The organism is Gemmatimonadota bacterium, from assembly GCA_009835325.1.
In the GTDB taxonomy this organism is placed as follows: Bacteria; JAAXHH01; JAAXHH01; order JAAXHH01; family JAAXHH01; genus JAAXHH01.
The window spans coordinates 36,598-60,218 of record VXWP01000030.1 but is presented as its reverse complement, the minus strand read 5'-3'; the positions used below and the strand labels follow the sequence as shown (position 1 = coordinate 60,218).

Annotated in this window: 24 protein-coding genes; 14 read left to right on the top strand and 10 right to left on the bottom strand. The window is 61.9% G+C overall.

Going from position 1 to position 23,621, the window contains the following annotated elements:
• The first annotated feature begins 183 nt into the window (after positions 1 to 183).
• The 14 genes from ribB (at position 184) to F4Z81_03355 (ending at position 15,171) form a co-directional block, all read left to right on the top strand.
• Positions 184 to 831 (top strand): 3,4-dihydroxy-2-butanone-4-phosphate synthase, encoded by a 648-nt coding sequence (gene ribB, locus F4Z81_03420; GenBank protein MXW04101.1) that lies wholly within the window; start codon positions 184 to 186, stop codon positions 829 to 831.
• 87 nt (positions 832 to 918) lie between these two features.
• On the top strand, positions 919 to 1,857 hold the full coding sequence (gene hpnC, locus F4Z81_03415) for a squalene synthase HpnC (GenBank protein ID MXW04100.1): 939 nt from the start codon (positions 919 to 921) through the stop codon (positions 1,855 to 1,857).
• Positions 1,845 to 2,801: a squalene/phytoene synthase family protein gene (locus F4Z81_03410; GenBank protein ID MXW04099.1), complete on the top strand. Its 957-nt coding sequence runs from the start codon at positions 1,845 to 1,847 to the stop codon at positions 2,799 to 2,801. The genes hpnC and F4Z81_03410 overlap by 13 nt, the downstream gene beginning before the upstream one ends.
• Positions 2,798 to 4,264 (top strand): NAD(P)-binding protein, encoded by a 1,467-nt coding sequence (locus F4Z81_03405; protein ID MXW04098.1) that lies wholly within the window; start codon positions 2,798 to 2,800, stop codon positions 4,262 to 4,264. The genes F4Z81_03410 and F4Z81_03405 overlap by 4 nt, the downstream gene beginning before the upstream one ends.
• Before the next feature lie 115 nt (positions 4,265 to 4,379).
• A complete protein-coding gene (locus F4Z81_03400) occupies positions 4,380 to 5,147 on the top strand; it encodes a sugar phosphate isomerase/epimerase (GenBank protein MXW04097.1) in 768 nt (255 codons plus the stop codon).
• 14 nt (positions 5,148 to 5,161) lie between these two features.
• A complete protein-coding gene (locus F4Z81_03395; GenBank protein ID MXW04096.1) occupies positions 5,162 to 5,695 on the top strand; it encodes a GNAT family N-acetyltransferase in 534 nt (177 codons plus the stop codon).
• Between the two features lie 28 nt (positions 5,696 to 5,723).
• Positions 5,724 to 6,527: a hypothetical protein gene (locus F4Z81_03390; GenBank protein MXW04095.1), complete on the top strand. Its 804-nt coding sequence runs from the start codon at positions 5,724 to 5,726 to the stop codon at positions 6,525 to 6,527.
• 33 nt (positions 6,528 to 6,560) lie between these two features.
• Positions 6,561 to 7,901 carry an aminotransferase class V-fold PLP-dependent enzyme gene (locus F4Z81_03385; GenBank protein ID MXW04094.1) on the top strand — a complete coding sequence of 447 codons (1,341 nt, stop codon included), beginning with the start codon at positions 6,561 to 6,563 and terminating at the stop codon, positions 7,899 to 7,901.
• 38 nt (positions 7,902 to 7,939) lie between these two features.
• A complete protein-coding gene (locus F4Z81_03380) occupies positions 7,940 to 9,403 on the top strand; it encodes a polysaccharide biosynthesis protein (protein ID MXW04093.1) in 1,464 nt (487 codons plus the stop codon).
• 9 nt (positions 9,404 to 9,412) lie between these two features.
• Positions 9,413 to 10,333: a glycosyltransferase family 2 protein gene (locus tag F4Z81_03375; protein MXW04092.1), complete on the top strand. Its 921-nt coding sequence runs from the start codon at positions 9,413 to 9,415 to the stop codon at positions 10,331 to 10,333.
• Between the two features lie 9 nt (positions 10,334 to 10,342).
• Positions 10,343 to 12,802, top strand: coding sequence for a YfhO family protein (locus F4Z81_03370; protein MXW04091.1), 2,460 nt, complete (start codon positions 10,343 to 10,345; stop codon positions 12,800 to 12,802).
• A gap of 48 nt (positions 12,803 to 12,850) precedes the next feature.
• Complete coding sequence (locus tag F4Z81_03365; protein MXW04090.1) at positions 12,851 to 13,564, top strand: polyprenol monophosphomannose synthase; 714 nt, start codon at positions 12,851 to 12,853, stop codon at positions 13,562 to 13,564.
• A 33-nt stretch (positions 13,565 to 13,597) separates the two neighbouring features.
• Positions 13,598 to 14,395, top strand: coding sequence for a phytanoyl-CoA dioxygenase family protein (locus tag F4Z81_03360; GenBank protein MXW04089.1), 798 nt, complete (start codon positions 13,598 to 13,600; stop codon positions 14,393 to 14,395).
• Positions 14,335 to 15,171, top strand: a complete 837-nt coding sequence (locus F4Z81_03355; GenBank protein ID MXW04088.1) for a hypothetical protein — start codon at positions 14,335 to 14,337, stop codon at positions 15,169 to 15,171. Before F4Z81_03360 ends, F4Z81_03355 begins: the two co-directional genes overlap by 61 nt.
• A gap of 73 nt (positions 15,172 to 15,244) precedes the next feature.
• On the opposite strand, the gene F4Z81_03350 is transcribed toward F4Z81_03355, so the two are convergent.
• The 10 genes from F4Z81_03350 to atpB all read right to left on the bottom strand — a co-directional run bounded on the left by F4Z81_03350 (position 15,245) and on the right by atpB (position 23,610).
• Positions 15,245 to 16,258, bottom strand: a complete 1,014-nt coding sequence (locus tag F4Z81_03350) for a methyltransferase domain-containing protein (protein MXW04087.1) — start codon at positions 16,256 to 16,258, stop codon at positions 15,245 to 15,247.
• 11 nt (positions 16,259 to 16,269) lie between these two features.
• On the bottom strand, positions 16,270 to 16,887 hold the full coding sequence (locus F4Z81_03345; protein MXW04086.1) for a hypothetical protein: 618 nt from the start codon (positions 16,885 to 16,887) through the stop codon (positions 16,270 to 16,272).
• A gap of 169 nt (positions 16,888 to 17,056) precedes the next feature.
• Entirely contained in the window at positions 17,057 to 17,458 is a 402-nt protein-coding gene (gene atpC, locus F4Z81_03340) for an ATP synthase F1 subunit epsilon (GenBank protein ID MXW04085.1), read from the bottom strand.
• A gap of 3 nt (positions 17,459 to 17,461) precedes the next feature.
• Positions 17,462 to 18,862, bottom strand: coding sequence for a F0F1 ATP synthase subunit beta (gene atpD, locus F4Z81_03335; protein ID MXW04084.1), 1,401 nt, complete (start codon positions 18,860 to 18,862; stop codon positions 17,462 to 17,464).
• Between the two features lie 37 nt (positions 18,863 to 18,899).
• Positions 18,900 to 19,754: an ATP synthase F1 subunit gamma gene (gene atpG / locus F4Z81_03330; GenBank protein MXW04083.1), complete on the bottom strand. Its 855-nt coding sequence runs from the start codon at positions 19,752 to 19,754 to the stop codon at positions 18,900 to 18,902.
• Positions 19,755 to 19,764: 10 nt separating this feature from the next.
• Positions 19,765 to 21,282, bottom strand: coding sequence for a F0F1 ATP synthase subunit alpha (locus tag F4Z81_03325; GenBank protein ID MXW04082.1), 1,518 nt, complete (start codon positions 21,280 to 21,282; stop codon positions 19,765 to 19,767).
• A 33-nt stretch (positions 21,283 to 21,315) separates the two neighbouring features.
• Positions 21,316 to 21,858: an ATP synthase F1 subunit delta gene (gene atpH / locus F4Z81_03320; GenBank protein MXW04081.1), complete on the bottom strand. Its 543-nt coding sequence runs from the start codon at positions 21,856 to 21,858 to the stop codon at positions 21,316 to 21,318.
• Positions 21,859 to 21,865: 7 nt separating this feature from the next.
• Complete coding sequence (atpF, locus tag F4Z81_03315) at positions 21,866 to 22,372, bottom strand: F0F1 ATP synthase subunit B (GenBank protein ID MXW04080.1); 507 nt, start codon at positions 22,370 to 22,372, stop codon at positions 21,866 to 21,868.
• A gap of 83 nt (positions 22,373 to 22,455) precedes the next feature.
• Positions 22,456 to 22,716, bottom strand: a complete 261-nt coding sequence (locus F4Z81_03310) for an ATP synthase F0 subunit C (protein ID MXW04079.1) — start codon at positions 22,714 to 22,716, stop codon at positions 22,456 to 22,458.
• Positions 22,717 to 22,797: 81 nt separating this feature from the next.
• Positions 22,798 to 23,610, bottom strand: coding sequence for a F0F1 ATP synthase subunit A (gene atpB, locus F4Z81_03305; protein ID MXW04078.1), 813 nt, complete (start codon positions 23,608 to 23,610; stop codon positions 22,798 to 22,800).
• Positions 23,611 to 23,621: the final 11 nt, after the last annotated feature.

The following is a 23,621-nucleotide window of genomic DNA, read 5'->3' as shown; positions in this document are numbered from 1 at the left end:
CTCACGGGGACCTCATGCAATTCATATTTGATATGAATATAATCTCCATATGAGCATATGTCTAATTTTCCACCGAGGCATGGCGGACGGCGCGTTCTTCCTGAAAACTGATCCACTTGCGAATCCGATTGTGAGACCGCGCCGCTCGTATTTAATTACACCTTAGAAGAGGGGGTAAGCGAGATGTTATCCCATTTCTGCACCATTCCAGAGGCCGTGGAAGAAGTGAGCGCAGGACGGGTGCTGATCGTCATCGATGACGAAAACCGTGAGAACGAAGGCGACTTCATGGTAGCCGCCGAAAAGGTTACGCCCGAAATCATCAACTTCATGTCGAGGCACGGACGGGGGTTGATCTGCCTGCCCACCACAAAACAGCGGCTTGCAGAGCTGGACATCCCCATCATGGTCGACGGGAAAACGTCGACTGGGGACACGCCCTTCACGGTTTCCGTGGATGCGGTAAACGGCGTGACGTCCGGCATTTCCGCCCATGACCGGGCAAAAAGCGCTCAATTATTCGTGCATCCGGATACGGTGCCGGAGGACTTCGAACGGCCGGGGCACCTCTTCCCGTTGCAGGCACGCGATGGCGGCGTGCTGGAAAGAGACGGTCACACCGAGGCCACGGTCGACCTGATGCGACTGGCCGGTCTCTACCCGGCGGGGGTCCTGTGCGAAGTGCTGGACGAGGACGGCTCCATGGCACGTCTTCCCCGGTTGGTCGAAATCGCCGACGAGCATCATCTGAAAATCGCAACCATCAAGGACCTCATCGAGTACCGCCTCGAAGAGGAACTCGTACTGGAATTCGCCTGCAGCGGCGGGTAAGGCGGCAGGCGGTCCAGACGGTTTAAGCGTTCCAGGCGGGTCCGGCAGACCAGGCGGGCCGGGAGACGGTCTTTCCGCGTCTTATTCATGTCCCAGTTACCCGACTATCTGCCGGAAGCCGTACTTCGGTTCAACGATCTCGCGCTCGACGCGCTGCCCGGCCCCGGGGACGACTCCCTGGAGTCTGCCCACAGGTACTGCAGCCACCTCGCGCGCCGGCACTACGAGAATTTCATCGTCGTTTCCCCCTTTCTGCCCACCGCGCTCCGGCGGCACTTCTACCATGTCTACGCCTACTGCCGGTGGTCCGACGACCTCGCCGACGAGACCGGAGACACCGGCCTGTCCCTCGAGCTGCTCGACTGGTGGGACGCCGAATTGCAGGCCTGTTACGAGAACGAACTCCGTCATCCGGTCTTCATCGCCCTGCGGGAAACGATCGACCGGTTCGAAATACCGATTGCCCCGTTCAGGGACCTGCTGACCGCGTTCCGGCAGGATCAGGTCGTGACGCGTTACAGGACCTACGGGGACGTGCTCGAATACTGTCGTTACTCCGCCAATCCCGTGGGCCGTCTCGTGCTCTACCTGTGCGGCTACCGGGACAGGGAACGCCAGTTGCTGTCCGACGCCACGTGTACCGCGCTCCAACTGGCCAATTTCTGGCAGGATGTGCGCGTAGACCTGGAAAAGGGCCGGATCTACCTGCCCCTGGAGGATCTGGACCGTTACCAGTACACCGAAGAGGACCTGAAGGCCGGGGTCGTCGACGAGCGGTTCAGGGGACTGATGTCGTACCAGGTGAACCGGACGCGCGAGCTGTTCGATGAGGGACTCGGGCTGTGCGGGATGGTGGACGCGAGAGTCGGGCTGGACATCGAACTTTTCAACCGGTGCGGTTCCGCCCTGCTGGACCAGATCGAAAGACGGCGTTTCGACGTGCTGTCCCGGCGCCCCACCCTGTCATCCGCCCGGAAGGCCGGTCTTTTTCTTAAATACGCACTGAAACGACTATGGATTCGCTAGAACGTTCCTACGATTTCTGCCGCGCAGTCGCGAAATCGAGGGCGAAGAACTTCTACTATTCCTTCCTCGTCCTGCCGGCTGAAAAAAGGCGGGCCATGTGCGCGGTCTACGCCTTCATGCGCTACTGTGACGATATCGTCGACGAGGAGGCCGGGGAGACCGGGGAGACCGGGACGGCCGGCGCGACCGGGGAGTCCGGAGCGACCGGGACCGCCAGCGAACTTAGCGCAGCGGACCGTCAATCCCGGCTGAACGCCTGTCGCGAGGTCCTGGACAAAGCCTATGACGGGACACCTGCCGGAGGCGGCGCCCATGACGGAACGCCGGCCTCGGACAGCATGTTGCCGGCGTTCAGCGATACGGTGCGGCGGTTCGACATCCCCAGGGCGTATTTCGACGCAATCATCGACGGCGCGGAAATGGATCTTACCGTAACACGCTACGCCAGCTTCGCGGACCTGTACCAGTACTGCTATCGCGTGGCATCCGCCGTCGGACTGGTGTGCATACGCATCTTCGGATACCAGGGAGAAGAAGCCGAGCGGTACGCCGAGTCCTGCGGCATCGCCTTCCAACTGACCAATATACTCCGCGACATCCGGGAAGACGCCGGGATGGGCCGCGTCTACCTTCCGCAGGAGGACCTCGATGCCTTCGGATACCCGGAAGAGAACCTGCGGATCGGATTGTTCAACGACCCATTCCGGCGACTGATGGGTTTCCAGGTGGAACGGGCCAGGAGCTTCTACGACGAGGCGCTGCCGCTCCTTCCGCTCGTTCAACCCTCGAGCCGGGCGTGCCTGGCGACGATGATCGGTATCTACCGGGCATGTCTCGAGGAAATCCCCCGCCGCCAGTATGACGTATACAGCCAGCGCATCGGCCTGTCCCCGTGGAAGAAACTCTCCATCACGGCCCGGGCGCTCATCCGAAAGCGCGTATGACCCACGCAATCGTCATCGGAGGAGGGCTGGCCGGACTGGCCGGCGCGGTCGCACTGGCCGATTCCGGCTTGCAGGTCGAACTGTACGAAAGGCGTCCGATCCTGGGAGGCCGCGCCACATCCTTCATCCACCCGTCGAGCGGCGAAAGGGTGGACAACTGCCAGCACGTGCTCCTGGGCTGCTGCGTCAACCTCCTCGACTTCTATACGCGCCTCGGCGTCGCGGAACATATCGACTTCCACGAAGACATCCCGTTCATCGACGAGTCCAGCCGGGTCTCGGTCATCGAGCCCTCAGCGCTCCCCCCGCCCCTGCATCTGCTTCCATCTTTCCTGCGGCTGAAGACCATGGGCATCCGGGACAAGCTGTCCATCGTCCGTACCGTGGCCGGCATGATTCGTCACGTTGCCAGACCAGGGAGAACCGGCGAGCCGGCCGTGGCGCCCGCCCCTGCGGCGTCCCGCGGCACGGAGCCATCGCCGGTTTCCATGGCCGCCTGGCTCGAGGCCCACGGGGCAACAAATCGGGCCGTCGAAGCCTTCTGGAAACCCTTCCTGATCAGCGCGCTCAATGACGAACTGGACGACATCGATGCCGACTACGGAATCGGAACGGCCGTCCGGGCCATGCTGCTCAATCGCAGCGGATACGAGGTGGGACTGCCCGCCGTTCCGCTGGGAGATCTTTACGCGCCCTGTATAGACTACATCGAGCAGCGGGGCGGCCGCGTCGTGTTCAACCGGGGGGTTACCGGTATTAACGTCCACGACGGCAAGGTGGCTTCCATCTCGCTGCAGGACGGTTCGTCTGTCGAAGCCGAGGCCTACCTTTCGGCCCTGCCTTTCGACGTCCTGTGCAAGCTGCTTCCTAAAAGCCAGGCTTCGGATCCCTATTTCTCGATGCTGGACGGGCTGTCGGTCTCGCCTATCACGGCCGTGCACGTCTGGTTCGACCGGCCCGTGACGGAACTGGGCTACGCCGCCGTGATCGGCCGAAGGATACAGTGGATATTCAACCAGTCCAGCCGGCACGCCGGTACCTTCTCCGCGGATAACGGCGGCGCCTATCTCGGCCTCGTAGTCAGCGCTTCCGATGACTGGATGAAAACGCCCCGGCAGGTCATCATCGATCAGGCCATGGAAGATCTCGACTCACTCCTGCCCGCCGTACGCCAGGCCAAACTGCTCAAGGCCATCGTCGTCAAGGAGGGCCGGGCCACCTTCGCGCCCCGGCCTGGTTGCGACGCGCTGCGCCCCGGCCCAACCAGTCCCCTTTCAAATTTCTCCATCGCCGGCGACTGGGTGCAGACGGGCTGGCCGGCGACCATGGAGAGCGCCGTGCGCAGCGGTTACCAGGCCGCCGAGGTCCTGTTGCGTACCCTGGGAGCAACGAAGCCCATCCTGAAACCCGACCTGCCCGCGGAAGGCCTGATGAAGTGGGTCACGGGACTGCGGGGCTTCTGACCTGTACGACACCTTGACCCTCCTTTGTACTTCCGTTATATTTCGAACAGTGTTCATTCCGGTACCTGTCCGCTCCGTTCCCCGTTAGAAGTATCAATCCGAAAGAAGGATCTCTATGCCCGCCAACCTGCTTGCGTGCCGAACGGCAAGCTACGGAAAGTTCAGCGAATCCGCCTATGCCCATCTGCCCACGATCGGCGTTCATCACGTGGAAATCGACGCCCCCGCGCCGGATCAGGTCGCCGGGGTCAAGTCCAGGCTCGAAGATCACGGGCTTTCGGCCAGCAGCCTGCAGTGCCCGGTGGAGATCCAGTACGACGACGTGGACGCTCGGCTGACCCCGCACCTGGACGCCGCCGCGGCCCTGGGCGCCCGCGTGCTTTTCGTGAGCGTTCAGGCCGGGGACCAGGATAAGCGCGTGGTTTACGAACGATTGCACCGTTGTGGCGCAAAGGCGGCCGAATACGGGATCACCATCGGTATGGAAACCCATCCCGATCTGATCACCAATGCGGCCATCGCCCTGGAGACCATGGGCGGCGTCGACCACCCCAACGTCCGCGTGAATTACGACACGGCCAACATACACTACTACAACCGGGACGTGGACCACGTCGACGAAATGGAAAAGGTCATCGACTGCATCGGCAGCATGCATCTCAAGGATACCGACGGCCAATACAAAACCTGGTGCTTTCCCACTTTCGGCGAGGGCATCGTCGATTTCAAGACGGTTTTCGACCGGCTGAACGCCCACGGGTTCCACGGACCGTTCACCATGGAAATCGAAGGGGTGGCAGGGGAATCGCTCAACGAAGAGGAGACCTGCCGGCGCGTTGCGGATTCGGTGGCGCACCTGCGGAGCGTCGGATGTGACGTGTAGGGGACGAGGCGTCCATGCCTGAACTGCAACTCCGGATGATGCGCCCCGAACTGGAAGACCTGCCGGAAATCAGCGTGCCGGACGGGTATGTGCTGAGGACCTACCGGCCCGGCGACGAAGCAGCCTGGTGCGAGATCATGAACACGGGCATCGGGACGGACTGGACGGCGGAGAAGTGCCGCAAAGAACTGACGGAAACGGAACCGTTCATGGCGGACGGGTGTTTCTTCGCAACACGATCGGGGGTAGCCGTGGCCACGGCCTGCGCCTATGACGTCCGGCCCGAGGGCGTAAGCGCCGCGCAGGTACACATGGTCTGCGCGAAACCGGCCCACCGCGGAAGGGGACTGGGCCGACTCGTTACCCTGGCCGTGCTCCATTACATGCGGGAGCGCGGCTACGCGGCCGCTTTTCTGGGTACGGACGATTTTCGCTTGCCTGCCGTCAAGACCTATCTCGGACTGGGGTTCATTCCCGACTATATCGAGGACAGCCACCGAGTGCGCTGGTCCGCCGTGTTCGCGAGAGTCGGGGAACTGCAGTCCTGAACCACAACCCTTAACACGGACGTTTCTAATGCAACGTATTTCATGCCGTATATTCAATCGCATATCAAGCCGCGCAACGTACCCCACGTACATGGCGGCCCTGACCGTCCTGGCCCTACTGTTCAGCCTGGCGCGGACGGCCCCGGCCAACGCGCAGGACGCGGAGGTCGTGGACGTGCCTCCCTACGTCATCACCGGATTCGGCATCCTCGGCGGATTCCCGACGGGCGAGTTCGGTGATAACGTCAAGAACCCTGGTATCGGCATATCGGGTTACGTGGGCTACATGATTCCCCGGACGCCCGCCGTGATCGGCCTTGACCTGGGCTATATGATCTACGGCCACGAGCGGCGCACCGAGCAGTTCAGCCTGACGATCCCAGATGTCCTCGTCGGCGTGGTTACCGAGAACAACATCTTTTCGATGAACGCCTTTCTCCGTCTGCAGACCACTCCCGCCCCGCTGCGTTTCTACGTAGAAGGCGTCGTGGGCTTCCACTACCTTTTCACCAGCACGACGATCGAGGACCTCCCCCGGTTCAGCGGCGAGGATATCGCCAGTTCCACAAATCTCGATGACTTCGCCTTCACCAAGGGCGTGGGCGGCGGGGTCCTGATCGAGGTATGGAGCGGCGGCGAAGACCGGACACCGCAGAACCGCACCCTGCGGTCCGTTTCCCTGGAACTCAGGATGCGCTACCATGACGGCTCGGAAGCCGATTACCTGAAGCGGGGCGATATCGTTCGCAGGGAGGGTACGGCCGAACTGAACATAACCAAGTCGACCACCGATCTCATTACGGCCCATTTCGGACTCGCGATCGACTTCTAGCCTGGCCCAACACTACACATCCGGAGGTCAAGGATGATTCAGAACGATTACGAAATAGAGAGCATACCGGAATCGGCGTGGCAGGTGTCCCGTCGATCGTTCATGAAACGGCTGGCCGGGGGGATCGCCGCGGGCGGCGCCCTGGTTAACGGCACTTCCGCCTCCGCATCGCCAATGGTTGACGTGCCCCAGGACCTGGAGACGGCGGTCTCCGGTACGGACCCCGGCGACGAGCGGTACTGGCACGCGGTCCGGAGCCAGTTCCTCCTCCGGGACGACCTGGCGCTGATGAACGCCGCGAACCTCTGCCCTTCGCCCTATCCGGTAATGGAATCAGTCTTCAAGTACACCCGCGACCTGGACTACGATGCGTCGTTCCACAACCGCATGAAGTACCGGCAGATCAGAGAGGAGACGCGCGAGAAGATGGCGCGCCTTCTGGGCGCCCATTCTGACGAGATCGCGCTGGTGCGGAACACGAGCGAGGCCAACAACGTCATCAGCACCGGCTATCACCTCGGGGCGGGTGACGAGGTGCTGCTGTCCGACCTGAACCATCCCTCGAACAACCAGGCGTGGCAGGTCAAGGCCAGGCGGTTCGGCTTCAAGATCAACTACGTGTCGGTCCCGGTGGTGCCTCAGAGTGAAGACGAGATCATCGATGCCTTCGAGCGGGCCTACACCCCGGCGACGAAAGTCATGTCCTTCACCCACGTGTCCAATCGCACTGGGCTGACCATGCCGGCCAAAAGGCTGTGCGCGGCGGCGCGGGCCCGCGGCGTGTTTTCCGTCGTGGACGGCGCCCAGAGCTTCGGCGCCCTGAAGATCGATCTCGCCGATATGGGCTGTGACGCCTACACGGGCAGCGCCCACAAGTGGTTCATGGGCCCGAAGGAGGTCGGTGTGCTCTACGTCCGCAAAGAAAGCCAGGGCGCTGTCTGGCCCAGCATTGTGAGCGCGGGCTGGCGGGACGAAGTGGAGGAGAGCGCGCGCAAGTACGAGGTCCTCGGACAGCGGGACGACGCGGCGCTGACGGCCACGGGCCGGGGCGTCGAGTTCCACGAGAAGATCGGGCCCGCCCGCGTGGAGGCCCGCATGCGCCAGGTGGCCACGGCCATCAAGGAAGGGCTTTCCGGCCTGCCGGGCATCGAGCTTTCCACGTCCATGGACCCCGCCCTTTCCGCCGGCGTAGTCATCTTCAAGCCGGGCGAACTCGATCCGCGCAAAGTCTTCGACAAGCTCTACAATACGTACCATATCGCCGGTGCGGGCATGGGACCCAACGTCCGCCTTTCCCCCCATATTTACAATACCCTCGATGAGGCGGACCGCGCCGTTACCGCGGTCGCGGAGATGCTGAGGGACGGGGTCTGAGCCTACCCGCCGGTGCAGGCCCACCGCCTGACGGGCCCATGTCAAAACGAAGCGCCGCCGTCATACTCTATGCCGCGCTGCTCATCGCGAGCGTGCTGCAGGTATTCCAGTCGATCGTCATCGCCCATTTCTTCGACCCGGAATACCTGGCGCCCTACCGCTATGGCATCCTGGCGGCCGGATTCGCCTACCTGTTCGCCACCGGACTGATCGAGAGCGTCTTCTTCTTCATTTCGGGAAAATACGCCCCGGACGCCCGCAGGTACGTGGGGAACACCCTGGCCAGCTGCGCGCTGATCTTCCTGGTCCTCCTCCTGCTCTTCGAAGGCGTGCTCGACCCCTATGTGCTCATCCACACGGAACTGGGTCCCTATCTCCGGGAGATCGGCGCCTATCTCCTGATCGCCCTGTTCCTGTTCGTCAACATGACCGCCCACAACGCCCTGGTCGGAAGCGGCCACACGGCCGCCGCCAGCGTCCTGCGCGTGTTCCAGTACCTCCTGCGCATCCTGGCCATCGCCGGCGCGCTGTTCTCGGGCCTGATCGCGGCCATCTACCCGCTCATCCTGCTGATCGTCGTCCTGGAAGGCATCCAGTCCCTGCTCTACGGACTCGTCCTGCTAAGCAGGAAGCTGCTTTCCTTCCGGCTCCGGGGCATAGAGAACCGGGCCCAGTACCGCTACGCCTTCGGGCTGGGCGTCGCGGGGTTCATCCCCTTCATCAACGGGAGCCTGGACAAGATCATGATCAGCGCCTTCCTGGGCGCCTCCAGCTTCGCGATCTACAGCGTGTCGGCCATCGAACTGCCCATTGCAGGCATCCTGATGAGCGTGTTCGGTTCCGTGTTCTTTTCCACCTACGTGGGATACGCCGAAGCCGGCGATCATCCGTCCATGGCGGCCCTGTGGCGCAAGTGCTCCAGGTACGGCATGATCGCCATCGTCCCCGCGGGGATCTTCGTCTTTCTCTTCTCCGACGTGCTGTACCGCCTCATACTACCGGACGCCTACTTCGAAGGCCACAGGGTCCTGGGCATCTACGCGCTGCTCCTCCTGCTCCGCTTCAACAGCCCGGACGTCCTCGCCCGGGCGCTCAACCGGAACGCGATCATCGTCCAGGCCGCGACCGCCATGCTGATCGTCAATGTCGCGGGCAACCTGGTGTTCATCGAGGCCTTCGGCCTGTGGGGCGCGGCCCTGGCCACCCTGTGCGGGACCGCCGCGGGATGGATCTACTACCTGGCCCGTTACGCGCGGCTGCTGAAGCAACCCGTAAGTGCGCTCCTCCCCTGGAAACCTTATGTCATCCTCATCACCATCTCGGCGGTCTTCTTCGGCGCGGTCCGTTGGACCTTCGACCGGGTCGAGGTCAGTGCCGCCCTGGCCATTCTGGGCGCCGTCGCCTACCTCTGGTACGCGTTTTCCTTGTTGGAGGAGCCGGAGAAGGTTTACGTTCGGGGCCTGGCGAGGAAGATGGGCGTTCCCCTTCGAACGACGGACTGATCCTTATACATGAATCCTCCCGAGCCCCACGTAACGATCGTCATAGTCAACTACGGCCGCGTAGTGGATTCGCTGGTGTGCCTGGAATCCCTGGCGCGAGTGACCTACCCAAGATTCTCAATCGTTGTCGTGGATAATGGATCAAACGACGGGTCAACGGACGCCATCGAGCGATGGAGCGGCCGGAAGATTCCGGTCGAACTCATCCGCAACGATATAAACCTGGGATTCGCTCGTGGCAGTAACCAGGGTATGCTCCACGCACTTACAGCGAACACAGACTACGTGTTCCTGCTGAACAACGACACGGTCGTGGAGCCCGATGTACTGGAATTACTCGTCGCAACGGCGGAACAATCCGATGATATCGGCATGGTGGGTCCTAAGATCTACCAGTACGGAAAGGAAAACATTCTCGACTCGGCCGGTACGCGAACGATACCCTGGCTGGCGCAGGGGTTTCTTCTGGGTCACGGAAAAGTGGACCGCGGCCAGTACGATAATCCCGGCGAAATGCCCTACGTTACGGGAACGGCGCTCCTCGTCAAGCGCACCGTCCTGGAGAAGATCGGACTAATGGATGAGGACTATTTTTGCTATTTCGAAGACTTCGACTGGGGAATGAAGGCGCGGGAGGCCGGTTACAGACTGCTTTTAGCTCCAGGAGCCGTTGTCCACCACAGGGGGTCGCGAACAGCCGGTTTCGGTAGTCCTTTCTATATGCAACACATGGTGCGCAGCAGGATTGTGTTCGCAAGGAAACACATTCCGCGTCTGCTGTTTGTATGCGCGTTTATACCTTACCTTTTTCTGTATCGTTATCTTCGGCCGGCGGCTATTTTGATCTTCCATCGCAGGTGGGTCCACCTGGATGCGCTCCATCGAGGGATCCGGGAAGGGTTCGTCTTTCCGATCAACTCGAGAATTTGAAGGACATCTATGGCGAAACGCCGAACTCAACCACGATCTGAACAGCGCAGAGTCCGAGGGCGGGATGGAAGCCAGCGGGATCGTACGGTGGGAGGCCCGAATCCGTACCTTCAGGATGTCCTGCTGTGTCTTGCCATCGCGGTGCTTGCCGTCTTCGTGTATCGCGGCTACATCATCGAGGGCAAGGTGGATATCCGGCCCGATTTCGTCGGCCAGGCCATACCCTTCGATCGTTTCGCGCAGGATTTCGAAGAAGCGTATGACGAAACGCCGCTCTGGTACCCCCACATCTTCGGCGGCATGCCCTTCCAGGCCAGCGGCACATATCACCATCTACAGTACAGTTACGAAGCCCTGATCAATGCCGTCCTGCCGGACCGGCTCATCAGCGCGCTGCACGGCCGCTTCTTCTTTCACCTGCTCCTCGGCGCGGTTTCCATGTTTTTATTGGCGCGTACCTTGTCGCTCTCCAGGCCCGCATCTTTCATCGCGGCCACGGCCTTCGTCTTTTCCACCCACATGATGGCCACGGAACACGCCAACCGGTTCATCTGCTTCATGCACGTCCCCCTGGTCTTCCTGGCCGCGTACCGCGTCTTTGACCGCGGACGGCCCTTCGACATGGTATTGCTCGGTGCGGCCCTGGGCTCCCAGCTGAGTTCATTCCATCCCCAGATTGCCTTCTACACGGCCATGTTGATCGGCCTGTACGCCGTTTACGCGGTCGTGAACGACTTGCGAGACAAAACGTCCGCAGGCCAGATTGTCAGGAAATCCGTGCTGTTCGCCGGCGGCGTCGTGCTGGCCATTACCGTCGCGGCCGTGCTGGTCTTTCCCATGCAGGAATACGCGCAGCACTCCGCCCGCGGCCTTTCCGTGGGGGGCAGCGACGTGAACGTGCCCTTCGCTACGAGCTGGTCTTTCCCGCCGGTTGAAATCCTGACCTTCATCATCCCTTCCTTTGCGGGTTTCGGCGGTCCTCTTTACTGGGGCGACATGCCCTTTACGGATTTCCCGAACTACCTGGGCATCGTGGTCGTCGTCCTGGCCGTGGCGGGCATCGTGCTGAACAGATCGCGCATGACCCTTTTCCTGGTCATCGCGGCAGTCCTGGCCCTCCTGGTATCTTTCGGACGGCACCTGCCGCCCGTATCCTACGTCATGCTCCACTTCGTCCCCTTCTTCGGCAAGTTCCGCGCGCCCGTCATGATCCTGGTCCTGTCGCAGTTCGCCGTTGCGCTTCTTGCCGGTTACGGCGTGCATGCGCTGGTCGAGCGTATGCGGGCGGGCAAAGACATGCTTGGGCGTTTCGCGAAAAGGCTGTGCGTCGTTGCCGGCGGGGTTCTGCTGCTCGTCCTGGCGCTGACCGTGTTCGAATCCTCCTTCCAGTCCTTCATGACGGGCGTATACACAGATGCCGACGCGGCCCACGGTGCACGCAGCGCCATGGTGAACAACGCCGAATACCATGCCGGGGTCAATGCCATGCGTTTCTATCGGCTCATGGGCGACCTGTGGATCATGGTACTGTTGCTTTGCGCGGCGTCCGCATTGATCTATGCAACCCGCAAGTCGAGCCCCAGGCTGTTGGCCGCGGGATTGTGCGCCCTGGTCGTCGTCGATCTTTTGCTCGTAGCCTCGCGGATTGTGAACCCTGAGGATGATCCCGCGCAGATCGAGGCCTACTATGCCGCCCGGGAAACCGAGGTGGTGAAGGCATTGAAAGACGATCCCGACCCCTATCGCCTCCTGCCGCTCTCCGCATTTTCTTCGAATGAGTACGGCTACTTCGGCATCTCCACTATCGGAGGCTACCACGCGGCGAAGCTGGGGGTCTACCAGGAACTCATGGACCAGGTCGGGTTCAATTCCTTTCCGGTGCTGAACATGCTGAACACCCGGTACCTGGTTTCCGCGCAACCTTTTCAGGCTGAGGGACTTACCCCCGTGGTCGAGTCCGTAGGCGGTTACCTCTACCGGAACGAGACCGCCCTGCCGAGGGCCTTCCTGGTGGACAGCGTGCGCGTCATTACCGAGAAGGACGCCATCTTCGAAGCGATAAGAGATCCCGGGTTCCGCCCCGGCGAATACGCGATCCTGGAGAAACCCGTCGCGGAGCGGCTCGGCCCGCTGGGTAATTCGACCGTGGAGATCACGCTTCACACGCCGCACCGCATCGAGATGGCCGTGGATGCGGCCGCGCCTTGTCTGCTGGTACTGAGCGAGATCTACTATCCAGCCGGGTGGCAGGCCACGATGGACGGTCAACCTGCCGAGATACTCAAGACTAACTACGTGCTTCGCTCGGTGACCGTCCCGGAGGGTCAGCACGAAGTGGTCATGAAGTTCCAGCCGGCGAGCTTCACTGCGGGCCACCTGGTGAGCCGGATCGCCAGCGCACTGGTGCTGGCCGGTTTGATCGCCGCAGGTGCCATGCAAGTCAGAAATAGCCTGAAAACCCGGACCTGAAACCGACCAGCTACCGACCGGAAACCAACTGGAAACCTACAGAAGACCATGAAATCCCTGATCATCGTCCCCACCTACAACGAATTCGACAACATCCGGCGGCTTCTGCCCGAACTGATGGCGCTCGGACCGGATATCCGGGTGCTCGTGGTGGATGACAACTCGCCGGACGGGACGGGGAGGCTGGCCGATAAACTGGCTGCGGAGAACGAACGGATCAGCGTCCTGCATCGGCCCAAAAAGCTTGGGTTGGGCTCGGCCTACGTGGCGGGATTCAAGCACGCTATCCAGCAGGACGTGGACTGCGTTTTCGAGATGGATGCGGACTTTTCCCACGATCCCGCCATGATCCCTAAGTTCATCGAAGAGATCGCGTCCTGTGACGTCGTGATCGGATCCCGGTACATCAGCGGCATCAACGTGGTGAACTGGCCCATGTCCCGGCTATTACTGAGCTATTTCGCCAATATCTATACCCGCGTGGTCACGGGCATGACGATCCGGGACACCACGTCGGGATTCAAGTGCTTCCGGCGTGAAGTGCTGGAGAAGATCGATCTCGATAATGTCCGGTCCGACGGGTATGCGTTCCAGATCGAGATGAACTTCCGGTGCTGGCGAAAGGGATATCGGATGCGTGAAATCCCCATTATTTTCGTAGACCGGCGATCGGGTACCTCGAAACTCTCCCAGGGTGTGATCAACGAGGCGGTCTGGATCGTCTGGTGGTTGCGCCTGCAGCGCCTGATTCGCCGGCTATAGGCGTCCCAATCACCGATGAGGGAGGAAGTCCTCATGCTGACGGAACAGCAGTACCTTCACTTCAAGACCTTTGGGTTTGTCGTCCTTCGGCAGGTCTTCACGCCGGATGAACTGGCCGTGATCAACAAGGAGTTCGACCACGGCCTGAAAGCAGCCTATCGTCACATGCCCTTCGACGGCACGGTCCGCCACTGGGTCACGATGATGGGGAAATCCACGCCCTTCTTCGCGAGCCTGCTGGAGGATCCCCGGCTCTGTGGAGTCGCCGAACAACTCTACGGCGAGGATGCGCTGGGCATCGCCACCGACGCGAACCGTTACGTGGGCAACACGGGATGGCATCCGGATACCCACAGCATCCACCAGTACGGCATCAAGTTCGCATTCTACCTGCAACCCGTTGGACCGGAAACCGGAGCGCTGCGCGTCATCCCGGGATCGCACCGCGACCCCATTCACGGCGAGCTGAGACGGTTCATTTCCGAATTCGACCGCCACAAGGAAGTGCCCTGTTTCGTCTGCGACTCGGAACCGGGCGACGTGGTGGGATTCGACCTTCGGTTGTGGCACGCCAGCTACGGGGGCTCAAGCGACCGGCGCATGTGCACCTGCGTATACTACAACAATCCGAGGACGCCCGAGGAAATCGAAACCACGAGGGATCAGGGGGCGAACAACAGCAAGGCCACCGCCAAGTACAATCGTCCGAACGATCCGCCGGTCGACCCGTACTGGCTCACAAATCCGGATCGCAGTCCGAAGCGGAGGCGATGGCTGGACCGCCTTCTCGAACTGGGTTATTATCAGGACATGGTCACCGACGAATCATGATGAACAGTCGACTCAAGAACCTGCTGGACGAAGGGAAGCCCGCCTTCGGGATTCAACTTCGATTCGGGTCCCCCGCCATCGCGGAACTGGCCGGCCTGGCCGGGTTCGACTGGATCCTGATCGACACGGAACACGCGCCGCAGACGCCGGTGACCGTCCAGGCCCAGATCCAGGCGGCGGGCTGCACGCCGGCCACGCCGGTCGTCCGGATCACCCGCACCGATCCCGACCTGATCAAGCTGTACCTCGACATGGGCGCCATGGGTATCGTCGTCCCCTTCGTAAACACACCGGAGGAGGCGAAACTGGGCGCCGATGCCTGCCGCTATCCGCCGCGCGGCTCCCGGGGATGGGGTCCTCACCGTGCCGCGGGCTACGGGCTGTTCGAGAAGGAATACACCGCTGAGATTGACGACGTGGTAATGTATGTACCGATCATCGAGTCGGCCGAAGCGGTCGAGCACATCGACAGCATCATGGCCGTTGAGGGCGTGGACGGCTGTATCGTGGGTCCGGTGGACCTGTGCATTTCTCTTGGCATCCCTTTCCGGTTCGATCATCCGAAATACTTAGGCGCGCTCCGCCGCGTGCGGGAAGCCGGACAGCGAACGGGAAAGCCCGTGGGCCATCCCCTGCTCGGTTCCATGGATGACGAGGAGAACGTCCTCAGGCAGGTGGAAGAAGGCGTGCGACTGCTGCTTGTGGGAGGCGACGAGCCGGTGTTGAAGGACGGGCTCCGGCGGGCTGTGGAAGCGTTGGATTTTCTGCGGGACTAGAAACCGGGCTTCGTACCTGGCACCGGATGACGCGGTTCCACGGCACCTCGGCGCTCCAGCGGTCTCGCGTCCGTCATGCCGCCGTCGCCGGTTTACGCGCGATCAGTGCCTGGCTCACCGTGGACAGCCCCAGCATGATGGCCGACAGATCGATCATGCAACTTACGCACTTGGTAAAAAAGTTGTCATAGCTCAGTAGGCTATACAACCAGCCGGTCGAGCGAGGCGCATGGGGTTCCATGCCCAGCTTGATGCGGAGGCTTCCCGGCCAATGACTCGCTTCGACGATGGCGCCGTGGAAAGCGATCTCCAGGTCACATCCACGCACGCAGGCCGTGAGAGCCTTGCGAGAGAACAAATGAAAGTGTCTTGGGGTGTGAAGCGCCAGCCAGTGGTTCTTGAAGATGTACCGGGACAGGCCATGCAGATCGGGCGTTTCAAGATAAACGACGCCTCCCGGCGCGAGATGATCCGAAATCCATCGGACCAGCCGGCGGGGATCGACCACGTGTTCGATGACCTGTTGGCAGATGATGGCATCGAACCGTTCCTCGCACTGTACCTCCTCGACCGGTCCTTCGATAAGCGTCACGCCGCGATCGACAAGGAATGACCGGGCTTCGGGCTCGAACTTGAGGTCATTGGCGGAAAGTTGGAGCGGAAAAGGCGCAAGTCCCGCCAGGTAGGTCAGGTTCCCGCCGAATCCCGCGCCGATGTCCAGCACCCGTGATTCGGGTCGGAGATTCGCGATCACCTTCTTGTTCCATCCCCGGTCAAGTACGTTGAGTTTCAACCACCTGAACGGAGCGAACGCAGGGTACTCGATTTCCGTGACACGTACAACATAGTCGCGCGGATAAATCCGGTCTATGTCCTCCATCCGGACCCTCGGCGACAGGTACACGTGTCCGCAGTCCGAGCACGCGACGAACCGGAACCGGTTGTCGCAGGTGCGGTACTCGTAGTCGTATCCCTCGAAGACCGGACGCGGTTTCGTCTCCGAACCCCCGCACATCGCGCAGGCGACCGGGACGAGGTCCAGTTCGACACCACTGCCGATCGGATTCTCCGGTTCGTTCATTCGCAAGCTTCACGGTCCTAGTCAGGTATCTCCACGACGACTTCGATACTCGAGGTTACGGATTGCGATTCGGCGGTAATCCGCGTGGTGCCGTTCGACACAGCCGTCACGAGTCCGGTCGAGCTGACCGTGGCGACGGTCGGATTACTGCTCGACCAGGTAAAGGACGCGACGGGGATAGGCGCGTTCCCACTGTCGTACGCCTCGGCCTCGAGCTGGACGCTCTCACCCAATAGAGCCAGCGTGACGGAAGTCGGGGCGATGGCTACACTGATCACTGCCTGCGAGACCTGTACACTCGCAACGGCGGATACGCCGCCGGATGTGGCACTGATCCGGGCGATGCCGCCCGACAACACCGTCACGAGACCGCTGCTGCTGACCGAGGCGACGGCCGGATTACTGCTGGACCAGGCAACGGTCGCGCCTGTCAGGACGTTGTTGTCCTGATCCAGTACCGTTGCGTTGATCTGCAACGTCTGTCCTATCGCGGTGATAATCACGGAACGCGAAGAGAGGGTGATGCTTGAAGAAATCCGGTCCGGCTCCGTGGGACTGTCCTTCCCGCATGCCGCCAGGGTCGCCACGATCAGAATGGCGACATAGCGTGTAAACAGCAATTTAAAGCGTTTCATTGCTGGTTTCCTCTGGGTGACTGTGTTAGAGTATTCCTGAAAGAAGTCGTAGAATCGAATCGTCCAGGAAAACTCGTCTGATAGGGGAGACTATGGTCTATACAACGAAATTAGCGGCTATAAGTTCCGCTTCACCAGCCAGGTATAATCGTCGATAGCAGCGGGAGGATTACTGCTGGGTCGCCTTGATGCGGTTGAGCGCCCGGTCCAGCGAAGCCCTGGCCCGGCCGACGTCGACGTCTTCTTCGCCCGATCCCAGGCGCTGGCGCGCCCGTTCCTCGGCCTGCTTCGCCCTTTCGACGTCGATGGCGCCGACCTCTTCGATGGTCTCAGCAAGGACCGTCACCTGGGCACGAAGCACTTCGACGAATCCGCCGGACACGGTGTACACCTTGCGGCCCTCGTCGTTCCGGATGGTCAGGAGACCCGGCCGCAGCGAGGTGAGCATGGGCACGTGGCCGATCAGCACCTCGAAATAGCCGTCCGTACCGGGGGCGAGCACGCTGCGCGCCTCGCCTTCGAAGGCCATGCTCGAAGGCGTTACGATGACCAGGGGGAATTCGCCTGCCATGATCTACTGGAGCTCCTTGGCTTTGTCGTAGGCTTCGTCGATGGTGCCCACCATGTAGAAGGCCTGCTCGGGCAGTTCGTCGCACTCGCCGTTTACGAGCTTCTCGAATCCCTCGACCGTATCCTCTACCTTGACGTACCGTCCTTCCAGGCCGGTGAAGATCTCCGCGACGAACATGGGCTGGGTCATGAACAGCTCGATCTTCCGGGCGCGGGAGACGATCAGCTTGTCGTCGTCCGACAGTTCGTCGATGCCCAGGATGGCGATGATGTCCTGGAGGTCCTTGTACCGCTGCAGGACCTGCTGGACGCCGCGGGCGACGCCGTAGTGCCGCTCTCCGACGACGGCGGGATCCAGGATCCGGGAGTTGGACTCGAGAGGATCCACGGCCGGGAAGATGGCCCGGGCGAAGAGATCCCTGGACAAGGCGGTGATGGCGTCGAGATGGGGAAAGGCCGTCACGATGGCCGGGTCCGTGTAGTCGTCGGCGGGCACGTAGATGGCCTGCACCGAAGTGATGGCGCCCTGCTTCGTGGACGTGATGCGCTCCTGCAGGTCGCCCATCTCCGTGCTCAGCGTGGGCTGGTATCCCACGGCGGAGGGCATGCGGCCCAGGAGGGCGGATACTTCGGATCCCGCCTGCACGAAGCGGAAGATGTTGTCGATGAAGAGCAGCACGTCGCGGCCTTCCTCGTCGCGGAAATACTCGGCGATGGCCACGCCGGACAGGCCGACGCGCAGGCGCACGCCCGGCGGCTCGTTCATCTGGCCGAACACCAGGGCGGTCTTGTCGAGCACCTTCGCCTCTTCCATTTCCAGCCAGAGGTCGTTGCCCTCGCGAGACCGTTCGCCCACGCCGGCGAACACGGAGATGCCGCCGTGCTCCCGGGCGATGTTGTTGATCAGTTCCTTGATCAGCACCGTCTTGCCCGTACCGGCGCCGCCGAGCAGTCCCGTCTTCCCGCCGCGGGTATAGGGCTCCATGAGGTCCATGACCTTGATCCCCGTCTCGAACATCTCCGCCGAGGTCGTCAGGTCCTCCTGTTCAGGCGCGCGGCGATGGATCGGATAGTGATGATCCGATTCCACCGAGCCGCCGTCGTCGATGGGGCGGCCCAGGACGTTCATCATGCGTCCGAGGACGGCGGGTCCCACGGGAACGTTGATCGGTCCGCCGGTGTCGACGGCCGGCACGCCCCGGACCAGCCCGTCCGTGGCGTCCATGGCCACGCACCGCACCTTGTTGTCGCCCAGGTGCTGTTGGACTTCGAGGACCAGCGCGTCGCTGCCCTCCACGGGCACTTCGAGGGCGTTGTAGATCTTCGGCAGCGCGCCCGAGCCGAATTCGACGTCCACAACGGCGCCGATGATCTGCGCCACGGTTCCTGTATTCGTTCCTTCCATGGTTTCCCTTCCCGGTCAACGGACGGCCGTCCTGGCGTTACTTCAGTGCTTCGGCGCCGCCCACGATGTCCATCAGTTCGGATGTAATGGTTTCCTGGCGGATCTTGTTGGCCGTCAGGGTCAGATCGTCGATCAGGTCGCTCGCGTTTCGTGTGGCGTTGTCCATGGCCATCATGCGGGCGGCTTCCTCCGCCGTGTTGGATTCGAGCAGCACGCGCCACAGCTGGAAGCGGAGATGCTGCGGCAGCAGGTCGTTCAGGAGCAGGGGCTGCGACGGCTCGTACACGTAGCCGGTGAACCCCGGATCGTCCTCCACCGCCATGGGCGGCACGGGGAGCAGTTGCTCGGTCACGAGGCTCTGCTGCCCGGCGGACTTGAACTCGTTGTAGAGCATGTCCACCCGGTCGATCTTGCCACTGTTGAAAAGCCTGGTCACCTCGTCGGCGATCTCGCCGGCCTGGGCGTATTCCAGCGCCTGGAACACGTTGGTATGGCGGGACAGGATCTCCAGCCGCTGGCGGGAGAGCGTATCCGAACCCTTGCGACCCACGCAGAACAACGCGGGGGTCGGCGAACCCTCTCGGACGCTTTCCAGGGCGCGGCGCACGACGTTCGAGTTGAACCCTCCGCAGAATCCGCGGTCGGCCGTCACGACGATCAGCGCGGAGGCCTTCACCTCGCGGGGAGTCATGAGCGGATGCCGCTCGTCGGCCGTCTGCGCCGCCAGGTGCTTCATCATCCCGTCCAGCTTGCGGGCGTAGGGACGGGCGGCGAACAACCGGCTTTGCGCCCGGCGCAGGCGGACGCCGGCCACCGTCTGCATGGCCCGCGTGATCTTCTGGATGTCCTTCGTACTCGCGATGCGTCGCCTGATTTCGCGGAGTGACGGCATGTTGCCCTTTCTACGCGTTGTACGTCTTGCTGAATTCCTCGACGGCGTCCCGGATGCGCTGCTCGATGTCTTCGCTCAGTTCCTTGGTCTCCCGGATCTCGCGGCCCACGTCCGAATGGTGCGTCTCCATGTGCTGGAGGAAGGCCGCCACGAAGGGCTGCACGTCGCCCACCTCGAGGTCGTTCAACAGCCCGTTGACACCCACGTAGAGCGAGAGGATCTGTTCCTCGACCGCCATGGGCCGGTACTGGGGCTGCTTGAGCAGCTCGACCAGCCGCTCGCCCAGGTGAAGCTCCCGCTGCGTCGTCTGGTCCAGCCCCGACGTGCCGAACCGGGCGAAGGCCTCCAGCTCGCGGTACCGGGCCAGCGAGGTTCTCAGCAATCCGGCGACCTGGCGCGATTTCATCGCCTTGATCTGCGCGGCGCCGCCCACGCGGGAGACAGACAGGCCCACGTTCACGGCCGGTCGCTGACCGGCGAAGAACAGGTTCGACTCCAGGAAGATCTGTCCGTCGGTAATGGAAATCACGTTGGTCGGAATGTAGGTCGACACGTCGCCGAACTGGGTCTCGATGACGGGCAACGCGGTCAGCGATCCGGATCCGTATTCGTCGCTCATCTTGGCCGCCCGCTCCAGGAGCCGGGAGTGGAGGTAGAACACGTCCCCCGGATAGGCTTCCCGGCCCGGCGGCCGCCGCAGGTTCAGCGACAGTTGCCGGTAGGCCACCGCGTGCTTGGTCAGATCGTCGTAGATGACGAGGGCGTGCTTGCCGTTGTCGCGGTAGTGCTCGCCCATGGTCGCGCCGCCGTAGGGCGCCAGGAACTGCATGGGCGCCGGCGTGCTGGCCGAGGCCACGACCACGGTGGTGTACTCCATGGCGCCGTGTTCCTCCAGGGTCGCGACCGTCTTGGCGATCGTGGATCCCTTCTGGCCGACGGCGACGTAGATGCAGACCACGTCCTGGCCCTTCTGGTTGATGATCGCGTCCAGGGCCACGGCCGTCTTGCCCGTCTGCCGGTCGCCGATGATCAACTCGCGCTGCCCCCTTCCGATGGGGAACATACTGTCGATCACCTTCAGGCCGGTATACATGGGTTCGTTCACGGGCTGGCGCTGCACCACGCCGGGGGCCTTCGTCTCGATCGGGCGGGAATCCGCGTCTACGACAGGTCCCTTCCCGTCTATCGGCCGGCCCAGGGAATCCACCACGCGGCCCAGCAGGCCGTCGCCCACGGCGCACTCGACGATCCGCCCCGTACGCTTGACCGGATCGCCCTCCTTGATCAGCTGGTCGTCCCCGAAGAGGATGCACCCGACGTTGTCCTCTTCCAGATTCAGCACCATGCCCACCACGTCGTTGGGAAATTCGACCAACTCGTTCGCCATCACGTTGGAGAGGCCCTGCACGCGGGCAATCCCGTCGCCCACCTGGAGCGCGGTACCCGTTTCGTAGATGTCGACCTCTCTCTTGTAGTCAAGCACCTGCTGCTTGAGGAGTTCGGAGACCTCGTCCGCACGAATTGCAATTTCATCAAACGCCATTGTCTTCTCCATCGAAGGTCATTTACGAACAAGCGCCTGCCGGACCTGCTGGAGCTGGGTCGCCAGGCTGCTGTCGAAAACCAGGTCGCCCACGCGCACCACGAATCCACCGATCAAGTCTTCGTCTACCGTGGTCCGCATACGAACGCTTTTTCCGGTCTGCGCTTCCAGTCTGGTTTTCAAGTCGTCTTCCTGCCCGTCGGTCAGCGCCACCGCGCTCGCGACGTCCGCGTTTACGATGCCGTCCCATTCGTCCAGGATCGTGCGGCAGGCGTCCAGGATCTCCGGCAGGTTGCGCGCCCGCCGCCTGGAAGCCAGCAGATAGAGGAAATTGAGGGTGATGTCCTGGACCTTGCCTTCGAAGATCTCACCCAGCATGCGTTGCTTTACGTCAGCGGGAATGACTTTGTCCGTGATAAAGTCCACGAAGGGTTGCGAGTCCCGGCACAACTGCTCGAAAGCCGTGATTTCCCCGCGCACCGTGTCCAGGGTGTTCGTTTCCGCCGCGGCTTCCAGCCACGCCCCGGCGTAGCGGTATGCGATGTCTGACTTGCTGGCCATCGGTCCCTTATTCCTTTGAAGGCATCTGAGCGATGAACTCGTCCACGACCTTCCGGTGTTCCGTCGCGTCCAGGGTACTGTTCAGGATCCTGCCCGCGATTTCCACCGCCAGATCGCCTACCTGTGCGCGCAGTTCGGCCACGGCGGATTCCTTCTCGCGCCGGATCGTGTTGCGCGCCTTCTCGAGCTCGCGCTCCGCTTCCTGCTGGGTATGCTCGAGGATCCGGCCCCGTTCCTCGTTGGCCTGGTCGACCGCGGCCTGCATCTTCTCGCGGGCCTCGGTCTCGATGTCCTCGAGCCGCCGCCTGGCTTCCTCGTGCAGGCGGTCCAGTTCCGCCCGGTCCGCGTCCAGTCCCTCCATGCGGTCGCGGATATCCCGTTTCCTGTCTTCGATGGCCTGGGCGATGATGCCGAAGACATACTTCCTCAGGACGAAGAACAGGACGGCGAACCCGATCATCTGGATGATCAGGGTGCTCAGGTCAATGCCAAGATCGTGCAATATATCTAACACGCGCTATGCTCCTTCGAACGCCGGCGGCACGCCCCGGACCTCCTGACACTCCGGACAGGCGCGCGCCGCAAGCCGCTTGACTGCTACTGGGCGAGGCGGCTCAGTTCCATGACCTGTTCGAAGGACGGCAACTGGCCCTGGAGCATGAAGAACACCAGCAGGCCGTAGATCGCCAGCGATTCCATGAACGCCAGGCCGATGATCAACACCAGCTGGATACGGCCGGCGGATTCGGGTTGACGGGAAATGCCCTGACAGGCCAGACCGGTTGCGATCCCCTGACCGACACCCGAGCCGATGGCCGCAACGGAAACGGCCAGCGCCACGCCAAGTCCTAAACCCATGTAGTACAGCATGAAGCGAGCTCCTTTCGGAATGGAGAATGAACTACAACAAAATCAAACATCTATATCAAAATCTCTGAATCAGTGGTCTTCCTCCCCGTGGTCGTGATCCAGGAACTGGGCCACGTACACCGCGCTCAGCACCGAGAAGATCATCGCCTGGACCGTCCCGGAAAACACGCCGAACATCAACATCGGAACCTGCATCGGCACGAAGGGCACCTCGAGGGCGCCGATAAGAAACACCGGGGACAGGCCCAGCAGCACCAGTACGATCATCTCTTCTCCGAACACGTTGCCGAAGAGGCGGATCGACAGGGAGATGACCTTGGCGAACTCGCCCACGATATGAAGCGGGCACATGAGTACGCCCATCCACTTGGGCTCGCCCCAGAAATGCCAGAGATAGGCTTTGAGCCCGATCTCGCGCAGGCCGATGAGATGGGCTGAGACGATGGAAATCAGGGCGAATCCGAGCGTGGTGTTCAGATCGGCGGTAGGCGACTGCATGCCGGGTATGACGCCCAGCATGTTCATGAACCAGATGTAGATGAAGAAGGAGGCGAAAAAGGGTATGTACTTCCGGCCGCGCTCCCCGACGATGTTGAGGAAGAACCCGGTCAGTCCCTCGACGGCCATCTCGAATAGCGTCTGGACCGAGCCTTCGGGTATGCGCTTGAACGATCTTACCGCGATGGTTACGAGAACGATGACAATTACGAAGACGAGCAGGGTGTTCAGCAGGAGATCCGGCTGCCTGACGGGTTGGGGGATCCAATCGGCCAGCGGGCCCAGCAGGTAGAATAACCCATGTAGAATCGAGTAGTGCGCTTCACCGCTTCCTCCCTCGGACGCCATCTCCAGAGAGAGGACACTCGACCACGGACCAGTCAAAGGACAACCTC